This is a genomic window from Verrucomicrobiota bacterium (genome assembly GCA_016871495.1).
GTDB lineage: Bacteria > Verrucomicrobiota > Verrucomicrobiia > Limisphaerales > VHDF01 > VHDF01.
Map to the genome: position 1 here is coordinate 1 of VHDF01000087.1, position 21,610 is coordinate 21,610.

14 protein-coding genes and 1 tRNA gene are annotated in these 21,610 nt (G+C 61.5%); 12 read left to right on the forward strand and 3 right to left on the reverse strand.

Translation table 11 applies throughout. The features are described from left to right. Positions 1 to 35: 35 nt before the first annotated feature. Positions 36 to 1,019, forward strand: a complete 984-nt coding sequence (locus FJ404_15890) for a tRNA-dihydrouridine synthase family protein (GenBank protein MBM3824343.1) — start codon at positions 36 to 38, stop codon at positions 1,017 to 1,019. A gap of 3 nt (positions 1,020 to 1,022) precedes the next feature. After that, positions 1,023 to 1,634, forward strand: coding sequence for a pseudouridine synthase (locus tag FJ404_15895; GenBank protein ID MBM3824344.1), 612 nt, complete (start codon positions 1,023 to 1,025; stop codon positions 1,632 to 1,634). 14 nt (positions 1,635 to 1,648) lie between these two features. Here the strand turns inward: FJ404_15895 and FJ404_15900 are convergent, their stop codons facing one another. Beyond that, positions 1,649 to 2,878 carry a RidA family protein gene (locus FJ404_15900; protein ID MBM3824345.1) on the reverse strand — a complete coding sequence of 410 codons (1,230 nt, stop codon included), beginning with the start codon at positions 2,876 to 2,878 and terminating at the stop codon, positions 1,649 to 1,651. A gap of 210 nt (positions 2,879 to 3,088) precedes the next feature. Here FJ404_15900 and FJ404_15905 point away from each other — a divergent pair, with 210 nt between their 5' ends. The 9 genes from FJ404_15905 (at position 3,089) to FJ404_15945 (ending at position 16,967) form a co-directional block, all read left to right on the forward strand. Further along, positions 3,089 to 3,931: a sugar phosphate isomerase/epimerase gene (locus FJ404_15905; GenBank protein MBM3824346.1), complete on the forward strand. Its 843-nt coding sequence runs from the start codon at positions 3,089 to 3,091 to the stop codon at positions 3,929 to 3,931. A gap of 85 nt (positions 3,932 to 4,016) precedes the next feature. Continuing rightward, positions 4,017 to 4,092, forward strand: a tRNA-Ala gene (locus FJ404_15910). 189 nt (positions 4,093 to 4,281) lie between these two features. Further along, positions 4,282 to 7,647, forward strand: a complete 3,366-nt coding sequence (locus tag FJ404_15915) for a DUF1549 domain-containing protein (protein MBM3824347.1) — start codon at positions 4,282 to 4,284, stop codon at positions 7,645 to 7,647. 11 nt (positions 7,648 to 7,658) lie between these two features. Further along, a complete protein-coding gene (locus FJ404_15920; protein ID MBM3824348.1) occupies positions 7,659 to 9,107 on the forward strand; it encodes a DUF1501 domain-containing protein in 1,449 nt (482 codons plus the stop codon). Between the two features lie 16 nt (positions 9,108 to 9,123). Further along, on the forward strand, positions 9,124 to 9,792 hold the full coding sequence (gene maf / locus FJ404_15925; GenBank protein MBM3824349.1) for a septum formation protein Maf: 669 nt from the start codon (positions 9,124 to 9,126) through the stop codon (positions 9,790 to 9,792). Between the two features lie 323 nt (positions 9,793 to 10,115). Beyond that, entirely contained in the window at positions 10,116 to 10,889 is a 774-nt protein-coding gene (locus tag FJ404_15930) for a type II secretion system protein (GenBank protein ID MBM3824350.1), read from the forward strand. Positions 10,890 to 11,025: 136 nt separating this feature from the next. Beyond that, positions 11,026 to 12,330, forward strand: coding sequence for a site-specific DNA-methyltransferase (locus FJ404_15935; GenBank protein ID MBM3824351.1), 1,305 nt, complete (start codon positions 11,026 to 11,028; stop codon positions 12,328 to 12,330). Between the two features lie 69 nt (positions 12,331 to 12,399). Next, positions 12,400 to 15,519: a DUF1553 domain-containing protein gene (locus FJ404_15940; protein ID MBM3824352.1), complete on the forward strand. Its 3,120-nt coding sequence runs from the start codon at positions 12,400 to 12,402 to the stop codon at positions 15,517 to 15,519. Then, entirely contained in the window at positions 15,516 to 16,967 is a 1,452-nt protein-coding gene (locus tag FJ404_15945) for a DUF1501 domain-containing protein (GenBank protein ID MBM3824353.1), read from the forward strand. Before FJ404_15940 ends, FJ404_15945 begins: the two co-directional genes overlap by 4 nt. Here FJ404_15945 and FJ404_15950 read toward each other — a convergent pair. Both FJ404_15950 and FJ404_15955 read right to left on the reverse strand, forming a co-directional pair. After that, positions 16,956 to 18,644, reverse strand: a complete 1,689-nt coding sequence (locus tag FJ404_15950) for a TIGR03790 family protein (protein ID MBM3824354.1) — start codon at positions 18,642 to 18,644, stop codon at positions 16,956 to 16,958. The genes FJ404_15945 and FJ404_15950 overlap by 12 nt on opposite strands. 14 nt (positions 18,645 to 18,658) lie before the next feature. After that, positions 18,659 to 19,438, reverse strand: a complete 780-nt coding sequence (locus tag FJ404_15955) for an MBL fold metallo-hydrolase (GenBank protein MBM3824355.1) — start codon at positions 19,436 to 19,438, stop codon at positions 18,659 to 18,661. Between the two features lie 97 nt (positions 19,439 to 19,535). On the opposite strand from FJ404_15955, the gene recN reads away from it, so the two are divergent. Beyond that, positions 19,536 to 21,215 carry a DNA repair protein RecN gene (recN, locus tag FJ404_15960; GenBank protein ID MBM3824356.1) on the forward strand — a complete coding sequence of 560 codons (1,680 nt, stop codon included), beginning with the start codon at positions 19,536 to 19,538 and terminating at the stop codon, positions 21,213 to 21,215. Positions 21,216 to 21,610 lie beyond the last annotated feature (395 nt).

Consider the following 21,610-nt stretch of genomic DNA (forward strand, 5'->3'; position numbering starts at 1 on the left):
CCGCCTCCGACGGTCCGGTCCTGGCGCTGGCCCCCATGCAGGATGTCACCGATCTGCCGTTTTGGGACGTCCTCAAAGAGTATGGCGGACCCGACGTGTATTACACCGAGTATTTCCGCGTCCACGCCACCTCCTCGCTCGAGAAACCCATTCTCCGTTCGATCGTGGAAAATCCCACGGGCCGGCCTGTGGTCGCCCAAATGATCGGAAATGACATCGAGGCACTCGTCCGCACCGCGCGAACCCTCCAGCGCTACCCCGTCGCCGCCATCGACCTCAATCTCGGCTGCCCCGCACCCGTGGTCTATCGGAAGTGCGCCGGAGGCGGACTCCTCCGCGAACCCGAGCGCGTCGATCGAATTCTGCAGGCTTTGCGCGACGCGATCGGAATCGCCTTTACCGTCAAGACCCGGGTCGGATTCGACGACTGGAACGATTTCGATCGCTTGCTCGAGATCTTTGCGCAGCGCCAAGTCGATCTCGTCACCGTCCACGGCCGAACCGTCGCCGAAAGGTACCGCTCGGATGTTCACTACGATCTCATCGCCCGCGCCGTCTCCACGCTGCCTTGTCCCGTGCTCGCCAACGGCAATGTTTCGTCCGCTCCGAAAGCGAAAACCGTCCTGGACTCGACCCGGGCCGGCGGGCTCATGATTGGACGTGGAGCCATCCGCAATCCCTGGATCTTTCGGCAGATTCGTGACGCGCTCAACGGTTTGCCCGCCCGCCAACCCGCGGGCTTCGAAGTGTTCGAATACATTCAAACCCTCTACCACGCGGTCCGACCGCCTCAATGCACCGAGCGATCCCAAGTGCAAAAGATGAAGAAATATCTCAACTTCATCGCCCTCGGCGCGGAACCCACCGGACAATTTCTCCATGACATCCGCCGGGCCGAAACCGAGCGTGACTTTTTCGCCGTCTGCCGCGCCTTCCTCGACCATCGACTCCCCATGCCGTTGGAACCCTTCCCGCTCCCCCTCAAGGATTCCGACATCCTGTCCGGGGTGCATGCTTGAACCGTGCTGCTGGCTTTTCACAAACCTTACGGAGTGCTGTCTCAATTCACTCCAGACGGATCTCCCAATCGCACTCTTTCCGCATTTGGATTCCCCCGAGAGGTGTATCCACTGGGGAGGCTCGACGCCGACTCGGAAGGACTCCTGTTGCTGAGCGAGGAAGCGGGCCTGAACACCCGCCTTCTCCATCCCGGCCAACAGCATCTCCGCGCCTACTGGGTGCAGGTCGAGGGCATCCCAACTGAATCCGCGCTCGCCGCGCTGCGGTCCGGGGTCGAGGTGCAAGGACGACGCACACTTCCTTGTTCGGTCCGGATCATTCCTCCACCCCGCGTGGCGGATCGTCATCCGCCTGTCCGCGCCCGAAAAACAGTTCCGGACACCTGGCTTGAGCTCGAACTTTCAGAGGGAAAAAACCGCCAGGTCAGACGGATGACGGCCGCCGTCGGCCATCCCACACTTCGACTCCTGCGATTCCGCATCGGTCGATTCGAGTTGGGCGAACTTGGACCAGGCCAGTGGGTGAAACTGAAGGAATCAGAACGGCGCCTCGTCTTGGCTCAACCCGATCGATCGTCTCCCGACCGAATCAGCTCGCCGCGCGGTCTTCATTGAGTCTCACCGTGGCTTCACGGCACCACCGCAATCATGTCCATCGAAATGGAAGCTCCGGGCAGGCCAATTCCCGGCACCATGGCTTTGGAAGCCGACGGTGGCCGGCGGGGATCATAATAGCGGGGGCGCAGTTCGTTGAGCTTGGCACTGACCTCGGGCAGCGAGACGAAGTAGGTGGCCTTGATCAGATGTTGAAAATCGCTTCGCCAAGGTTCGAGAACATGACGCAGTGAATCAAACATGGACTCCACCTGCCGCCCCGCTTCCACCCCCGATTCCCCCACGAGACTCGAGGTGTAAATCCGCCTGGCCCCATGGACCACCGCCACGCGGCTGAAGACGGGCGACGCCGACATCCAAGGAGGGGTGATGAATTCGACCGGAGACTGGGCGGTTGAGGATTGCTTTGGCGCCGACGCCACAATCTCGATTTCAATGGGGAGGTTGCTCAGCCATTCGACCAGGACCAAGGGCGGTGCCAATTGCGGATGAAAATATTCCCTCACCAACCGCCTCACCGCTTCGGCTTGGTTCATGGGAGACATAAACGCTTTGAGTTGGACGACGTCCGTGCGTCCCAATCCCAGGTGACCCAGCGTGCGCTCCAAACTGGCCAGGGTCTTCCGCGTCGCGACTTCCAGAGAGCCGGGTTCGGCCTGGCCTGCCACGAACACCGCAGGGCCGGAGGGCAGCATGGCGGCGCTCGCAACACTGGTGGCGCCTTCCACCGCGCGGAATTGCCGAGCGGATGGGCCGGCTTTGGCCAGGGGAACCGCGATCGCGTCGAGCCCCACCAGCGAATCCGGATCGGCCAAAGCCCCCACGGCCATGCTCAGGGCGGGCGCGGCTCCGGGACTCCAACGCCTTGCCAGAACTCTCATGCCATGCCGGCAGGCATCCAGGTTGGCGGCGACCAAATGCACCCGAACGACCGTGGCATCCTCGCCTCCCGCCTGTCGAACGGCGCCGAGCATTTGATCCGCCACCCACTCCATCTGGCGGGAGGCATCGCCCTTGGCCACCGCGTGTCCCCGGGTGTCGCGCGCGAAAAACTGGCCGGTGTGAATCAAGGGCCGGCTCTCGATCAACACCGCCTCCGAAAACCCGGACAGCGTCCGCGAAGCAATCCGCTTGAGCTCGACATCTCCCGCCTCCACCGCCCGAGCGCACAGCAAACTCAAGGCAAGACAAACACTTGGGATCATCAAACTCGAATGAAACTCGAGGGAGGCCGGCCGGGACATGGCGTGATCTCACACGAGGAGAAGACGTGGGATCAATCCTTTCCGCAGCCGTTCTCATTTTGACTGATCAAGGTAGGGCGCGCACTCCGCTGCGCGCCGAAACCGGGTGTTTCCAAAGGCGGCGCGCACGGAGTGACGCGCCCTACCCACCAAAATGAGAACGGCTCTACTTTCCGGAATTCTCATTGCGCGATTCCCGCCCATTCGTTCATGGTCTGCGCTCATCCAATCATGAAAAGCCTGACGTTCCTCCGCGTGGCCGCCTTCGCGCTGGCCGTGGGTTTCCAAGCCGCTCTTTCGGCCGCCGCGTATCAACCCAAGCTCGGCATCCAATCCTGGACCTTGCGCGAGATGAATTTCGAGCAAGCGCTCGAATTCGCCTCCAAGCACAAACTCAAATACATTCAGTGTACCAACAAGCACATTGATCCGCTGGCGCCCTTGGAGGAGTCCCTCAAGCAGAAGGCCCAACTGGAGGCGCGCGGCATTCAGTTTTACACCTTCGGCGTCGCCGGAACTTCCATGAACAAGGAGGAAAACCGCAAACTCTTCCAATTCGCCAAGGCCATGGGGATCAAACTCATCATCGTCGAGCCCCGCGAAGCCGCCCAATGGGACAACCTGGAGGAACTGGTGAAGGAATACGACATCAAGCTGGGAATCCATAACCACGGATTGAATTCCGTCTACGGCCATCCCGACACGGTAAAAAAGATCTTGAACGCCCGCGACGCCCGCATCGGAGTCTGCCTGGACGTGGGCCACGTCACGGGGGCGGGATTCGACGCCGACAAGGTCTTTCGCGAGTACCAAGGACGCGTCTTCGACATCCATCTCAAAGACAAGAAGATCGAGCAGGTCGATGGAAAGCCGACGATTGTGGATGTTCACATAGGCTCCGGCAGCTCGAATTACGCGGGGTTGTTCGAGGAACTGCGCAAAGCGCGCTGGGATGGCGTGCTGGCCATCGAGACAGACAACCCGCTTTACGCCCGCATGCCCGAGGAATACGTGAGCCGGGCGATCGAGTTCGTGAAAAAGCATCATCCTTGATCGCTTTTTGAGGCGCACGAAAAGCGCTCAAGAAAGACTTTGACTTGTCCGATCTCGTCACTAGAGTCCAAGCCGCTTTCGGACTGGGGTCGTAGCTCAGTTGGTAGAGCACCACAATGGCATTGTGGGGGTCAGGAGTTCGAATCTCCTCGGCTCCACCATCCTCTTCGGACTGGATCCGCCACGGATTCAAGCCCTGGGACGGTGACCTCCGAAATCGGGTCTATCAGCCTTCCTTCTTCCGTTCCCATCGCAGAATTCCCCGCCCGTCCCGAATGACGCTCCACGGTGCATCCCGATGTTGCCGGTGATGCAGGTAGGGCGCGTCCGTCCCGGCGCGCCGCCAGAGCATGATGTTTTGCATCCAGTGGGCGGCGGCCTGGGACAGGCCCGCCCTACCAACAACATCGGGATACACGATCGGAGACCCGCCGCAGCGCGCGGACAAGTCGGAAGACTCCAGATTGTTCAACGTGCGGCGGCGGGTCGAGGGACGACCCCGCTGCGCTCCGGGGCAAAATGAGAATCCCTGTGTGGCGAACGACTTCCCTTGTGCAATCCCCGAGATCCGTGGCAAACTTCCCAATAGAATTCGCATGATTGGCTCTATGATCCTCTCTTTTTCGCGTTCACTACCGGCACGCTTGCTGCGGCTCGCGCTTCTGGCGGCTTCGACGTCGGGATTGGGAACGGGATTAAGTCTCGCGGCGGCTGCCAAGATCAATTTTACCAAGGATATCGAGCCCATCCTCGTCAAGAAATGCAGCGAATGCCACGGTCCGGACGCTCAAAAAAGCGGCTTGCGGCTGGACCTCAAATCGGCGGCTTTCAAGGGGGGCAAGTCCGGCAAATCCGCCATTGTCCCCGGTAAAAGTGCGGAGAGCGACCTGATCGCCCGCGTCACCACCACCGATGCGGACGAGGTCATGCCGCCTAAGGGAGATCGATTGACACCCGCCGAAATCAGTTCTCTGCGGCAATGGATCGATCAGGGGGCGGATTGGCCGGAGTGGGATCCCTCGAAGCATTGGTCCTTTACCGCGCTGCGAAAGCCCGTTCCCCCGACGCTGCCTTCTGTCCGAAAACGAATCCACAACGAGATCGACCGTTTCATCCTGGCCAAGCTTCAGCGCGAAGGACTCAAGCCGGCCGCTGAAGCGGATCGCCCTACGCTGATCCGCCGGCTCACGCTTGATCTCACCGGCCTGCCCCCGACCTGGTCCGAAGTTCAAACGTTTGTGAACGACAAGCGAGCGGATGCTTACGAGCGGTTGGTTGATCGGTTGCTGGATTCCGAGCACTACGGCGAGCACATGGCCCGCTGGTGGCTGGATCTCGCCCGCTACGCCGATTCCAACGGCTATCAAATCGACAGCACGCGCTCGATGTGGCCCTACCGGGATTGGGTGATCCGGGCGTTCAATGAAAACATGCCCTTTGACCGGTTCACGATCGAGCAACTTGCGGGCGACCTGATCCCCAACGCGACCCTGCAACAAATCATTGCCACGGGATTCAATCGCAATACGAAGATCAACGACGAGGGCGGCAGCGACAACGAGGAGCACCGGGTCAAGGCGGTGAAGGATCGTGTCGCCACCGTGGGGACCACCTGGCTCGGGCTCACCATGATGTGCGCAGAATGCCATACCCACAAATATGATCCGATCACCCATGAGGAATACTATCGCTTCTACGCGTTCTTCAACCATACCGAGGACCGCGGCAGCCACTCGCTCGAACCCACCGTGCCTGTCCCGGCACCTCCCGTGCAGGCTCAAGTGGATTTCCTTCACCGCGATATTCAGCGCGTCAAGAACCTGATCGCCCGGGAGGAAGCTTCCGCTCCCGCCCGCCAGCAGGCGTGGGAACAAAGCCGTGCTTCGACCGGCAACGTTTGGACCCCTCTCGTTCTGACCAACCTTCTCTCGAATGGCGGCTCGTCCTACACCAACCTGCCTGACCACTCCGTCCTGGGCACCGGCATCAATCCGATTTACGACACCATCACCTTCGAGGCGGAAACGACCGACTCAGCCATCACCGCGGTTCTGCTCGAGGTGCTGCCCGATCCTTCCCTTCCCAAGAAGGGTCCCGGCCGCTGGCGCGAAACCGGAAATTTCATTCTGGATGAATTCGGGGTGTCCGTCTCTGGAACGGGTTCGAGCGGCGCTCCGGTTCCGGTGTCGTTCGGCACCGCCATGGCCGACTGGGAGCAACGATACTACCGGGCGGAACACGCCATTGACCGCAATCCGAAGACCGGCTGGGCGATCGGCCCCCAATTCGGCAAACCTCACTTTCTGATCGTGACGTTCAAGGAGCCCGTCGGCGGGCCCCAAGGAACCCGACTGCATTTTCGCTTCGACCATTATCACGGCAGCAGCCACACCATCGGGAGATTTCGTCTCTCCGTCACGACCCAGAAAGATCCGGCCAAGCTTTGGCCCGTGCCCGGCGAGATCGACGCCATCCTGGCTTCGACTTCCTCCAGTCGCTCGATCGAGGAACTCGCGCGCGTCAGGGAATTTTTCCGCGGACTCGATCCCGCTCTGCGCTCGCTCGATCGTGAACTTTACCGTTTGAACAAACGCGAGCTGGATTTGGCCAGTTCGAAGTATTCCACCCTGGTGATGAAGGAACGGTCCGAGCCCCGCGAAACGTTCGTGCAGGTGCGGGGAAATTTTCTTGAGAAAGGCCCGTCCGTTACGCCGGGCACGCCCGCCTTCCTGCCGCCCCTGCCACCGGGGGCAGGCTCCGATCGCCTCGCCCTTGCCCAATGGCTGGTGGACCCGCGGAACCCTCTTCCCGCCCGCGTCACGGTGAACCGGCTTTGGGAGCGTTTCTTCGGCACCGGCCTGGCTCAGACCAGCGACGATCTCGGGCGCCAAGGTGAAGCGCCTTCGCACCCCGAACTGCTCGATTGGCTCGCGGCGGAGTGGATCGCCCACGGTTGGGATTTCAAGTCGATTCAGAAAACCATGGTGCTCTCCGCCACCTACCGGCAAAACGCGGCCGCGGACAAGGCGAAGCTCGAAAAAGATCCCTACAATCGGTGGCTGGCGCGCGGCCCCCGGTTTCGCATGGACGCCGAAATGATCCGCGATCAAGCCCTGGCTGTGAGCGGACTCTTGAACCCCGCCATCGGCGGGCCGAGCGTGCATCCGGTGCAAGTGCCCAATCTGTGGAAGGAGATCGGATTTCTGCGCCCGGAGTTGGGCATGGACGAATGGCCGTTGAGCACCGGGCCTGATCTTTACCGTCGCGGGGTCTACACCTATTGGCGGCGCGTTTGCACATATCCGGTTTTCGCGGTGTTTGACGCGCCGAGTCGCGAGGTCTGCACCGCGCGGCGTCCGCGCACGAACACGCCGTTGCAAGCGCTGGCAGCGCTGAACGATTCGACGCTGCTTGAAGCCGCCCGCGGGTTGGCCGAGCGCGTGTTGAGCGAAGGCGGGTCCGGCGCCCGCCAACAACTGGAGTTTGCCTTTCGGACCGCGCTTTCCCGGATTCCCACGCGCGCGGAACGACAAAGACTGCTCGGCTACCTCGAACAGCAAATCAAGAGTTTCTCCGCCGATCCCGAAAGCGCGCGTTTGCTCGCTGCCACAGGGCAAGCCCCGCGGCGCGGCCCTTGGCGAGACGCCGACGTCGCCGCCTGGATGATGGTGGCCAACGTGCTGTTCAATTTGGACGAGAACCTGACCAAAGGATGATCCCGCCCCCTATGCACTCCCCTTCACCGCTCGATCTGGAACATCTCAAGTCCGTCACCCGGCGCCGCTTTCTTAAGCAATGCGGTTCGGGCATGGGCGCTCTGGCTTTGAGCACGCTGCTCCACGATGGGCGCCTCGGGAAACTCCAGGCTGCGGAAGCCGCCAGGAAAGCCCTGCATTTCGCTCCCAAGGCGAAAAACATCATCTACCTCTTTCAGTCCGGCGGACCGTCCCACCTCGATCTGTTCGACTATAAACCCGAGCTCAACAAGCGCAACGGAGAGAAGGTGCCGGAAGAACTCGTCAAGAATATCCGCCTCGCGCAAATCGGCAAAGAATCCAAACTCCTGGCCACTCGTTATCAGTTCAATCAGCATGGAAAGTCCGGAGTGTGGCTCTCCGAACTGCTGCCGCAAACCAGCACGATCGTGGACGAGCTCTGTTTCGTGCAGGGATTTTATTCCGAAGCGTTTAATCACGACCCGGCCACGATTTTTATGAACACGGGCGCTCAGTTGGCCGGACGCCCGAGCATGGGTTCCTGGTTCAGCTACGGCCTCGGCAGCGAGAACAAGGACCTGCCCGCGTTCGTCGTGCTCATGACCGGAGTCGGCCAGCCGCTGACCAACAGTGCCTGGGGCAGCGGGTTCCTCCCCACCGCACATCAGGGCGTGCAGTTGCGCTCGCAGGGCGAGCCTGTGCTCTACGTCGAGAATCCTCCCGGCATCGATGGCTCGCGACGCCGCCAGTCTCTGGACACCCTTCGCGACCTCAACCGGATGCGCCACCGGGTGCTCCTCGACCCCGAGATCGAAACCCGGATCGCCGCCTACGAAATGGCCTACCGCATGCAGACCAGCGTGCCGGATGTCATGGACATTTCGAAGGAACCCGAGGCGGCGCATACCGCCTACGCGACCACGCCCGGCAGGGCCTCATTCGCCAACAATTGCCTCCTCGCCCGCCGGCTCGTCGAACGCGGAGTTCGCTTCGTGCAGCTCTATCATCGTGGCTGGGATCATCACGGCGGGCCGGATGGGAATCTCGTTTTCGACCTGAAAAAGCGCTGCCTCGAAACGGATCAGCCTTGCGTGGCCCTGATCAAAGATCTGAAGGAGCGGGGGTTGCTGGACGAAACACTCGTCCTCTGGGGAGGCGAGTTCGGGCGAACTCCGATGATGCAAGGCAAACTGGAACCCGACCAAATGGGGCGAGACCATCATCCCCACGGCTACACGATCTGGATGGCGGGCGGTGGCATCAAACCGGGCGTGGTTTACGGGAAAACCGATGACTTCGGCTTTTACGCGGTGGAAAACAAGGTTCACGTCCACGACCTTCACGCCACCATCCTCCACCTGTTCGGAGTGAATCATCTCCAACTCACTTATCGCTTCCAGGGCCGGGATTACCGCCTCACCGATGTCCATGGCGAAGTCGTGAAAGGCATCCTCGCTTGATCCGTCCCCACGGGGCTTGAAGCGTTTCGCCAGGAGCAACCGCTTGGGCGAAAAACGCATCTCTCATCACTCCGCCCGGGATGGTGGACGTGCTCGAGTTCCAAGTCTGGACGTCCAACTCGTCCTCGCTTCCGCGTCCCCGCGCCGGGTCGAACTGCTGCGTGAACTCTGTCCGTCCTTCGACGTGATGCCAACTCGCGTGGAAGAAATCGAGGATTCGTCGCTCGCGCCGGCGGAGGTTGCCCTCGTCAATGCCTGGCGCAAGGCCGACGCCTTGAGGCTCCGGCGCCCCAAGGCATTGATCCTGGGAGCCGATACTGTGGTCGCCTTGCCAAAGCGACTGTTCGGCAAACCCTCCAACTCGCGCGAGGCCGTGGCCATGCTCAAAGCCCTTTCGGGACGCCCCCACCACGTGATCACCGGCGTGTGTCTCCTCCATCCCGCGTCCGGATATACCCACCTGTTTGCGGAGACGACCCGCGTCCGCTTCCGCAGACTGGGACTGGCTTCGATTCGAGCTTATCTCTCCAAAATCCATCCCTTCGACAAGGCTGGAGGCTACGCCCTCCAGGAGCACGGCGAGGCCATCGTCCATTCCATCGAAGGTTCCTTTTCCAACGTGGTCGGGTTGCCCCTGGAGCGGCTCGCCTCCGCGCTCACGGCCTTCGGGTGCCGCCGCGGATAGAACCGCACCACCGCAGGACGCAGGCGGTGTCTCCAGAGGTTGTCGTTGGCCGGGTTGTCGTGGTCACGCAGACAGCCCTGTCTGCTATGGTGCAGGCTGCCAGCCTGCGGGGCGACGAAGGGAACCCGGCGCGTGGAGAGTGTGGAAGGGCCTCGTTCTTCACCCGCCGGGCCGACGGGCCGTCGGCGATACGGCAGGCTGGGCAGCCTGCGCCACACGACAGACATCTTCGGGATGCACGGGGCAATGGACTCGTTGGGAGAATTCATTGTCGGAAAGAACCGCGGCATGGTAAGAGAAGCCATTCCGAATTCGAACCTCCCATGAATCCTGCGCGCTGCACTTCCCGGACGGCATTCACGCTCATCGAACTTCTGGTCGTGATCGCCATCATCGCCATCCTCGCGGGCATGCTCCTTCCCGCCCTGTCCAAGGCCAAAGCCAAGGCCAAGCGCGTGCATTGCCTTTCCAACATCAAGTCCCAGGCGCTCTCATTCCAGATGTATGCAGACGACTTCAACCAAATCTATCCGACGGCCGACCAGACGACTGCCTGGAAGCTCGATGCTCTCTACGTGATGAGCAGCAATCAAGGGATCACCTTGATCAATTATGGACTGACGGGCGGACGCCTCCGCACCAGCGCGGCAGACTTCGACAAGGACATCAAGACGGCCGAGGTCCCGACGGTCTGGCGTTGTCCTTACCGGGCCGACACGCCCCGCTTGTTTGACGAGAAAGCCCTTTTGCACGTGGATCACTTCATGATTCTGACGGGCCTCTCGGGCCCCCGCTTTCGCGGCACCAATTCACCCGCGAAATCGACTGATCCCATGGGACCTCTCACCGCCGATCATACCATGGTCTTTCCCTCTCAACGCAAGTGGCACTCCAATCATGGCGTGCTGGGACCGGTGCCCAAGATCGGCGCCCTCAGTCCGGCCAACAGCCCGGCCGGGCATAATCAATCGTGGAGCGATGGTCATGGGGAATGGATTCCGGCAAGCCGTTTCGCGAAGGCGAGTCCCACCGTCGCCTACGCCAAATCGATTTGGGCCTCCGGCTGGCCGTGGGATTGGGCCTGGGTCGATCAATGAGCGGCATTCCCGGCGCCAGGCGCCAGCCTCCAGGCTCCATTCCGGCGCTTCCCTGTGACGACCGTCGCCGTTCAACCCGTCCTTTTCAAGTCGAGGTCGGCAGCCTAGGTTTGCCCGTCGAACGCGTCCCCTGCGCATGAACCGTCCGCAAAACCTTGAATTCGACTTCGCCCCAGCCCCGGCCAGGCAACCTTCACGCGCCTCGTCGAAACCTTCGTTCGCCCAGCAGGTCCTCGATTTCCAGGAATTTGGCACGGCCACCACCACCTTGGAGACTGAGGTCCATCTGGCCGGAGGAGGCACCGCGAAGGTTCCAACGTTCGTCAATGAGTTCTGGACCTCGAGGCAGCGCCAGGCCAATTCGCTTCACGAGATCTCCTATCGGGCCTGTTTCAAACCCCAGTTGCCGCGCTTCTTCGTGGAACGTCTCACGGAACCCGGCGAAGTCGTGCTGGACCCGTTCATGGGACGCGGCACCACACCCTTGGAATCGGCTCTTCTTGGACGCGTTCCCTACGGCTGCGATATCAATCCAGTCAGCCTTCAACTCACCCGCCCGCGCCTGCGTCCCGCCGATCCCAAGGAAGTCGAGCAACGACTGAACGACATCGACTTGGAGGCCAACGAAGAGTTCCCTGAAGACCTGCTCGTCTTTTACCATCCCGAAACGCTCAGGGAAATCTGCGCTCTCAAGGCGTATTTGCTCCGGCGGCAGAAGGAAGCCCGTCTCGACGCCCTGGACGATTGGATTGGGATGGTTTCCTTGAACCGTTTGACAGGACATTCCGTGGGATTTCTTTCCGTGTATACGCTCCCGCCCAACCAGGCGGTCTCGGTCAAAGCCCAGTTGAAAATCAACAAAGACCGCAATCAGACTCCGCCGCGGCGCTCGCTGCGGAAAATCGTCAACAAGAAATCCCGCCAATTGGTCTCGGATTGCGATCCCAAAACGATTCGAGGCCTGGCGGAAATCGCCGTCAAATCGAAGTTGATCCAAGGCCCCGCCGACCGGGCTCCTGCGTTGCCCTCGAATTCGGCGGCCTTGGTGGTCACGTCCCCGCCGTTCCTGGACGTCGTCGATTACGCCACCGACAACTGGCTGCGGTGCTGGTTCCTCGGCATGGATGCCCGCTCCGTCGCTTTGACCACGCCCAAGACCCTCGAGGTTTGGGAAGAGGCGATGACGCGAGTCTTCGTGGAATTGCACCGCATCTTGCGTCCCGGCGGACACGTGGCGTTCGAGGTGGGCGAAGTTCGTGCCGGATCCGTGCGGTTGGAGGAGTCCGTGATTCGATGCGCGTTGGCGGCCCAATTCGAGCCCCTGCTCATCATGATCAACGATCAGGCCTTCACGAAGACCGCCAATTGCTGGGGTGTCTCCAACAACAACAAAGGCACCAACACCAATCGCATTGCTCTGCTGCGCAAAACCACGGGTTGACCCCGGCTTTCTCCGCATTCAAACCGAATCGGACTCAAGACTGATTTGTATTTCGCGCCTGAGTGCCTCATGATCGCCCGTGCTATGATCAGGCTTAAGCGCATGGCCGTTCTCCTCCTTGGGCTGGCCACGATGGCGAGGGCAGCCGATTCGCCCGCACCCGTGGATTTCAATCGTGAGGTGCGCCCGCTGCTCTCCGAGTATTGTTTTCAGTGCCACGGACAGGATGCCTCCCAGCGCAAAGCGGGGCTTCGTCTGGATACCCGGGCCGGCGCCCTTGCGGTCCGTGAGGGAAAACAAGCCGTTTTCCCTGGAAAACCCGAGGCCAGCGCGTTGCTCCGCCGGATCCAGAGCAACGATCCCGATCAACTCATGCCGCCTCCGGAAACCCAGCGAAGTTTGTCGGCGGAGCAGAAAGCCGTTCTGAAGCGATGGATTTCTGAAGGGGCTCGCTACGATCAACATTGGGCCTTCGTCCCGCCACGGCGGCTGACTCCTCCCGGCCCGGCCCGGCCCATCGATGCCTGGATCCAATCCCGGCTGGCCCGCGAGGGACTCGCGCCGTCCCCTCCGGCGACTCCCGAAGCGTGGCTTCGGCGTGTGTCCCTCGATCTGACCGGTTTGCCCCCCGCCCTTGATGAGCTCAACCGCTTCTCCAATGCCGTGCAAACCCAAGGCGAACCGGCTTGGGCGTCCGAGGTGGATCGGCTCCTTAGCTCCCCGCGCTTTGGAGAGCGCATGGCCATCGATTGGCTGGACGCCGCGCGCTATGCCGACACGCATGGTTTCAACAACGATTCCGCCCGCAGCATGTGGCGCTGGCGGGAGTGGGTGATCGAGTCCTTCAACGCCAATCTTCCCTACGACCGCTTCATCACCGAACAACTCGCCGGTGATCTGCTGCCCCAGGCCACGCTGGACCAACGGATCGCCACCGGCTTCAGTCGCAATCACGTCATCAACAGCGAGGGTGGCATCATCGACGAGGAATATCGCGTCGAATATGTGGCCGATCGAGTTCGCACCTTCAGCACCGCCTGGCTGGGACTCACGCTCGAATGCGCGCGCTGCCATGACCACAAGTTCGATCCCATTTCCCAGCGCGACTACTACGGCCTTTTCGCGTTCTTCAACAATGTCCCCGAGCATGGCGAGGATGGACGCATCGCCAATGCGGTGCCGCTGCTGCCTGCCCCCACCCCGCTTCAGCGTCGTGAAATGGATCGCCAACTCGCCGAGATCAAACGGCTCGATCGATGGATCGAGCAGGCCTCGAGGCAAGCCTTGCCCCTTCCCCCATCACCCGCTACCCCGATCCAGGCCCGATCGTCGGCCGGCCGGACTGAAAGGGAAAACACCAACGTGATTTCGCTCTTCTTGAGCTGCGACAACCTCCTCACCCAAGGGCAGCCGTTCTCGTTTCCATCAACCCCGCCGGAACTGATCGAGGGGGTTGCCCAGCAAGCCTGGAAATCGCAAAGGGGTCCGCTGGCACGCCTCGACAAAGGCATCCTCCATTTCACCAAACCCGCCACGGTGGCTCTCTGGATTCGCCCCGACGAGAACAACTCGCGCGACGTGGCCCTGTTCTCCAACGTCAGTTATTCCGGAAATCCTGCCCAACAAGGCTTCGGCAAAGGACAGGAAATCCGGCTGATGGACGGTCAGATTGAAGTGCGCTGGTCCGATTTCTTCCCGGCTTATGCCTTGCGCGTGCGGGGCGAATCCGCACCGCTGCGCGCCGGGGAATGGCGCCATCTCGCCGTCGTTCTGGGAGGAAGCCGAAGCGCCGCGGACGTTCGCATCTTTTTGGACGGCGAAGAAATCCCCACCCGCGTTCTCTACGATGGTTTGACCTCAAAAGACGCGCCGTCCACGCCCTACCAGATTGGCGCTGAACTCACCCCCGGGGCTCCCTCTTTCCAGGGCGCCGTCGACGAACTGAGAATTCTCGGCAGAGCTCCGCGATCAGGAGAGATTCGCGCATGGTTTGCTGAGCATGCCGAGCACCTGGGAACCCGGGCGGGTACGGGTATTCCATCCGGCGCCCGCCATATCACCTCGCTCCGGCGCGCCCCTGCGAAAAGCACGGATGCAAAGCTGCGCGCGAATCTGGAGGAACGCGATCGTCTTTGGGAAAACCACCTGGCCTACCGGCGTGCTCTTCCCTCGACCATGGTGATGTCCGAACTTCCCGAACCCCGTCCCACGTTCATCCTTCGGCGCGGCGCGTATGACGCTCAAGGCGACCGCGTCGAACCTTCCGTCCCCGAATCGACCCTGGCGCCATGGCCTGCCGGGGCTCCGAAGAATCGGCTTGGACTCGCCCGCTGGCTCACGCATCCAGAACATCCGCTGACGGCCCGAGTGGTGGTCAACCGCATGTGGGCGCAGTTATTCGGCGTCGGATTGGTCAAGACACTCGAGGATTTCGGATCGCAAGGGGAATATCCAAGCCATCCGGAACTCCTGGACTGGCTGGCGCGCGATTTCATCGAAAGCGGTTGGAATGTGAAGGGGCTCCTGCGCGCGATGACGCTTTCCCAAACCTACCGGCAAACCTCCGCGGCGCCGCCGGAGTCCTTTGCCCGCGATCCCGAAAACCGGCTGCTCGCGCGCTCCCCGCGATTGCGGCTGCCGGCCGAGGTCCTGCGCGATCAGGCGCTCGCGCTGAGCGGTATGCTTCAGGAATCCCTGGGAGGCGAAAGTGTGTTCCCTTATCAACCGGAAGAACTCTACAAGAACATCGTGGTCGGCGCCGATTATCCCGGCACGCGCTGGAATCTCAGCCGTGGACGCGACCTTTACCGGCGCAGTCTTTACACCTTTTGGAAAAGAACGCTCCCCCACCCCGCCATGTTGACCTTCGACGCGCCGGACCGTGAATTCTGCACCGTGCGCCGATCGCGCACCAATACTCCTTTGCAAGCCCTCATCCTCATGAACGAACCGCTGTTCGTGGAAGCGGCTCAGCGCTTGGGCGCACGCATTCAGTCCGAAGGAGGAATCGATCTCGATGCCCGCCTCCGTTGGGCGTTTCGGCTTGCGACCTCGCGCAATCCATCCGTCTCCGAACTCGTGGAACTCAAACGCGCCATGGCACCCTCTCTCGAGGGCTCTGAGAATCACGCCTATGCTTCGCTTGCCGGCATTTTGCTCAACCTTGACGAAACCATCTCCCGCGAATGAACTCCTCTCATTGCCTCCGCTTTGAATCCGTTTCCTCGCGGCGCGAGTTTTTCGGACGGGCCGGGTTGGGGCTCGGCGCCGCCGCGCTTGCCTCCTTGCTGGCACCGTCCCCTGCCCAAGCCACGTCCGGATCGCGCCCAACCTCCCACTTCCTCCCCCGGGCCAAGCGGGTCATCAGTTTGTTTCAGTCCGGCGGGCCTTCTCATCTCGAACTGTTCGACCCCAAGCCACTCCTCAAGGAGCGCTTTAATGAGGATCTGCCGGATTCCGTACGGCGGGGCCAGCGAATTACCGGCATGGTGGCCGGCCAGGCGCGATTCGCACTTCAACCGAGCAAGTACTCCTTCCAACGCTGCGGAGAACACGGAACTTGGATCAGCGATCTCCTCCCCCACACGCAGCGCATCGCGGATGATCTTCGCGTGGTCCGATCCATGCGAACGGAAGCCATCAATCATGATCCGGCCATCACTTTTTTTCAGACCGGCAGTCAGCAGCCTGGCCGCCCCAGTTTCGGATCCTGGATCGACTATGGTCTTGGATCCCTCAATGAAAATTTACCCGCCTTCCTGGTTCTCATTTCGGTGGCCAGCGACAACAAGGCCGGCCAGGGACTCCTCGCCCGGCTCTGGGGAAGTGGCTTTCTTCCAAGCCGTCATCAAGGCGTCCAACTGCGGGGTGCGGGCGAGCCGGTGCTTTATCTGGAAAATCCGGACGGTGTGACCCGGCCCCACAGGCGCGCCATGATCGACCGTGTCGCAGCGTTAAACCGGCTGCGGTGGCGCGAAACCGGCGATCCCGAGATCGAAACACGCATCGCCCAATACGAAATGGCTTACCGCATGCAGGCCAGCGTGCCCGAGGTCATGAATCTGGACGGGGAACCCGAATCGACCTTCAAACTCTACGGCGAAGATTCCCGCAAGCCGGGCACGTTCGCGCGCAACTGCGTCCTCGCCCGGCGCCTGGCCGAACGCGGCGTCCGCTTCATTCAACTTTATCACCGTGATTGGGATCACCACGGAGGCCTCACCGAACGGATGCCCGTCATCACCCGCGACGTTGACCAACCCAGCGCCGCCCTCGTCTCCGACCTCAAACAACGCGGACTGCTTGACGACACCCTCGTCATCTGGGGGGGCGAATTCGGACGCACGCCGTATGCCCAGGGCGAGGCCAAGGCCGACCATTACGGGCGCGACCACCATGGGAAGGCGTTTTCCCTGTGGCTCGCGGGCGGGGGCATTCAATCCGGACCCGCTTACGGTGAAACCGATGACTTCGGATTCAATGTCGCCTCCGATCCCGTCGAGATCCACGACCTTCAAGCGACCCTGCTCCATTGCCTGGGGCTCGACCACACCCGCCTCACCTTCCGATTCCAAGGCCGCCAATACCGCCTCACCGACGTTCACGGCCACATCGTGCGGGGATTGTTAAGGACGTGAGAGCAGCTTCTCGATCTCCCGGTCGATGAGTTCGGCCTCTTCCCTTTTCCCCAGCGCCACGGCCAGCGGCTTCATCCGATGGTAGATGGAGAGAGGCTCGCCCCAGGTGGGATGATCCTTCAGCACGCTCCGATACAAATCGTAAGCCTCCTGCTTTTTCTGGCTCAAAGCATAGACCCGCGCCAAGGCCAGCTTGAGCCGCACCCGCTGTCCCTCCCGCAATTCCAAGGTCAAGGCGGCTTCGTAGGCCGCCATGCATTCGTCGAAACGCGCGCGCGCATACGCCATGTCCCCCTGCTTCTCCAACAACACCGCGCTCTGCTTCAACTCGGGAATCTTGGCCACATACTGGAGCAACTCATTCGGAGATACTCCGGTTGCCTCGTTCAGGTTCACGACCTTCAACTGCGACCATTCCAGCATCGGATGCCTGGCCTTCTCCAGCCGTTCGTGGCGGTCCTGCGGGCGCTCCGCGAACGGACGGTATAACGGATCACCGACCACGGTGGATTGCCAGGACAACGCCTCCACCGAAGCGTAGGCCGCCTCGGCAAAGCTGAATCCGAAAAAGACGAACCGCCCGAAAAAGATCGATAAATCAGGGGTCCCTTCCAAATACGGTTCGTCGACGGACCCTATCGTCGCCGTCGCGCCCCGGGTGAGCAAGGGCCCCACCCATCGCTCATAGGTCGAGCGAATCGTGGCCCCGTTGTAGGAATGCAAATGATAGGCGAACGCACCCGGCATGAAATCCACTTTCTCGCGTCCAAAGGGTCCGGATACCGCCGGATCATACCAGCCCGCGTAAAACGCGATGTGGCTTACCGGAAGCCCCGGCGGAAAGGTCTCCGGCTTCTCATCCACATAAGTTTCATACCCGAGCCGCCGAACGATCTCGGCCGATTTTCGAATCCAGTCGTCCCCGATCTTGTAATTGCCATTGGTGACGCCACGAAGATCGAAATAGGCCCTTCCCCACAACCCGTCTCGTTCCGCCACCATCGCCCGCTCCACCAAAGCTCGTGCCACTTCCGCGCTGGGACCGTCGATTCGTCCCACCAAAAACAATCCGTTCGTCGGCGAAAGCAGCGCCGAATTCGTCGTTCCCAGCAGAGGATTGGAAAGCGGACCCGCTCGCATGTAGTTTTGATAATAACGCGGCAGCACCGCCAATTCACTGTCCACCGCCGCCTCGTTGCGCCTCAATTCCTCGCGAAGTTGATTCGCGCGTTCCTCCCTCATTCCGGTGTCCTTCCAAATGCGCACCGGCACCCCAAAACACAAAACCGCATAACGCACTCCCGCCGCTTTGGGCAACGACTGGGCCGGATCCGACCTCCGAGTCGTTCCGGCGGGAAAGGTCCAATGCCCCCGTTCCTCCAGAAACTGCAACAAGGGCTTCTCCAGTTTTTCGGAAAAGTCACCGCGGGAAATGATCTCGGACTGCGGCAAATCCAGCCCGAGCCATTGCTCCGCTGGAACGCCGCGACGCTGCCCGTAGAACTCCGCCAGCGCCTTCGATTCCGGCATCGTACGGTTGTAAACGACGACCACCTCACGTCCCCTCGGGTCCTGGGCTTGAGTGGCTGGAAAGAGACTCGATGTCAGCAGAAGCATCCAAACTCGGAGCCTCCGCGCATCGAAGGCATCGATCCTTTGCTGAAAGTCAAGCATCATGGGTACCGGTCCGGCTAGGCCACCTCGATCCTCAAACCGTCGTAGGCCAGCTCCACCCCGCCCGGAAGCTCGGCTTGGTCCCGGTCATGATCGTAGTCATGGGTCAAATGGGTAAAAAAGGTACGCTCCGCCCCAATGCGGCGGGCCGCCGCCAACGCCTCGTCCAAACTCATGTGCGTGGGATGTGCTTCGCGCCGCAACGCGTCCAGCACCACCACGCTCACCCCTTTCACCTGCTCAACCACCTGATCCGGGACCTCTTTGCAGTCGCTCAAATAGGCCAGCCGCCGGACTCCGCTCTGAGTGAACAAAAATCCATGGCTATGCATCCGCCCGTGCGGCAGACGCAGGGGGGTGAGGACCAAGTCCCCGATGGCGAATGCCCCGGCAAAAACCCTGGGATCCGGTCGAAAATATCCGTTGGGCGCCTTCGCCTCGAAGGCATAGGCGAAGACCCGCCGCAAGACTTCCATCGTCTCCCCGCTGGCATACACCGGGAGCGGACCCCCGCGCAGATCGCAAAATCGCCGGCAATCGTCCAATCCCATGATGTGATCCGCGTGCGCGTGCGTAAACACCACCGCGTCCAGCCAGCGAATGTTCTCCCGCAACATCTGCAACCTGAACTCCGGGCTCGTATCCACCACCAGCTTCGCGCCCGGCGTCTCCACATAGATCGAGGGCCGCGTGCGATGATTGCGCGGATTGGCCAGGAACTCGGGAGGATAATCCTTCCCGATCATCGGGACGCCCTGAGACGTGCCGGTCCCCAGAAAAATGAGTGAAAAACTCATCAAATCGAGTCGTTGAGTGGCGCAGCCCGCCCTCGGGCGATGTTTAGCCTTGCCGCATTCAAGCCTTCGAGCAGATTCAACGCGAACCGATTCTGCCATGTTGACCACCCTCCGCATTAAAAATCTGGGTCTCGTGGACGATTTGACGCTGGAGTTTCAGCCGGGCTTCAACGTCCTCACGGGCGAGACCGGCGCCGGCAAGTCCATGGTCCTCGGCGCCCTCAACCTCATTCTCGGAGAGCGGGCCGACCGTTCCCTCCTGCGTCACGGATCCGATTCCTGCACGGTGGAGGCCGTTTTTGATCTCCGAAAATGGCCCTGGCCGTGGCGCGATTTTCTCGACACCAACGGACTCGAACTACCCGCGGATTCCGAATTGATCGTGAAGCGAACCCTGGCCGGGACAGGTGCCAACAAACAGTTCATCAATGGATCTCCCACCTCCCTCCAAATCCTGGCCGAACTTGGCGCCCGCCTCGCCGATCTCCATGGCCCCCATGATCATCAGTCTTTGCTCCATGCCTCGTGCCAGCTCGATCTCCTGGACGACTTTGCTGGTTTGAGAGCGCCGCGCTCGGCTTTCGCTTCCCTCGCCCGCGAACGTCTCACACTGTCCCGTGAACTCACCGCGCTCGATGGCGACGACGCGGCGATCGCCCGCCACATGGACTTGCTCCAACATCAAGTCCGGGAAATCGACGCCGCCCGCCTCCAACCCGGCGAGCTCGACGCGTTGGAATCAGAACACGCCCGCGCCGCCAACGCCTCCCGGCTCGGTGAATTGGCTCAATCCGCCCTGGCCTGTCTCGAAGGCGAAGAAGACGCCCTCCTCGCCCTCTCCGGACGGCTCGGACGCGCGTTGCAAGAACTGGTCCGCATCGATCCAGACGCGCGTCCTTTGCTCGAGTCCCACGAACAAGCGTCCTCCCTGCTCCGGGAACTCTCCCTCGAAGTCTCCCGCTACGCGGACCAAGTGGAACTTGATCCTGTCCGGTTGGCGGAACTGGAAGAACGCCTCGGCCTGATCCAACAGTTGCGTCGCAAGTACGGCACCACGATCGAAGTCATCCTCGAACATCGCCAGACCGCCGCCGCCGAGCTCGCCAAGCTCGAGGGAAGAGACGCCGAGGCGGAGCGTATCCGCGGCGAGTTGTCGTCCAATACGGAGCGCCTGCTCCAGGCCGCCGCCAAACTCAGCCAGGCGCGCGCCGCCGCTCTTCCCAAGTTGAATAAGGCGGTTTCGAAGCAACTGGCCGACCTCGGATTTCTGAAGTGCCAGTTTGAAGTGAGCCTCGCCTCCTCGACCGCGCTTCCCTCCTCCGCGTCGCCGCTGCCGCTGTCCGGACTCGATACCGTGGAGTTCTTGTTTTCCCCGAATCCTGGAGAACCGCCCAAGCCCCTTCGCGCCATCGCTTCCTCCGGCGAAATGGCCCGCGTGATGCTGGCCATCAAAACCGTGCTCGCGTCAGTGGACGCCGTGCCCTTGCTGGTCTTCGACGAAGTGGATGCCAACGTTGGCGGGGAAACAGCGCGCAAGGTGGGCGAAAAGATGCGCGAAATTGGGAACTGCCGGCAGGTGCTCTGCGTCACCCACCTCGCCCCCGTGGCCGCGGCTGCCCCCACTCATTTCCAGGTCGCCAAGGAGGTTCGCCAGCAACGCACCTCCGTGCGTGTCCAGCCATTGCAAGGCGATGAGCGAGTGGAAGAACTCGCGCGTATGCTGGGAGGATTCGACCCAGCCATCCGGCGGCACGCGAAAAGCCTGTTGGAAACCTGATCGTGTTGTCCTCGGGTGGCGCGGCATCCGTCCTCTCGCCTGCCCAGCCTGCGGGGCGACGAAGGAAACCAGGCGCGTGGAGAGCATGGAAGGGCCTCTTTCTTCACCCGCCGGGCGGTCGGCGATACGGCAGGCTGGGCAGCCTGCACCACACGACAGACAATTTCGGGAGCACGGGCCCGCATTCGGTCAACTCGTTTGGGATCGTTTTCCATTCCAGTCGAGTGTGACGTAGGCCGTCTAGCCCTAATGCCTTTCGGAAATTCCATGGGGTTAAAGTGCTCAGATAATGCGGAACTCGATGGGCGCGCAGATCGACTGGTTTCGTCGCAGGCGTGGCCAGCCGGTGACGGGTTGGCGGACGGCCCTTGGGCAACTGCGAGGTCGTTTGCGCT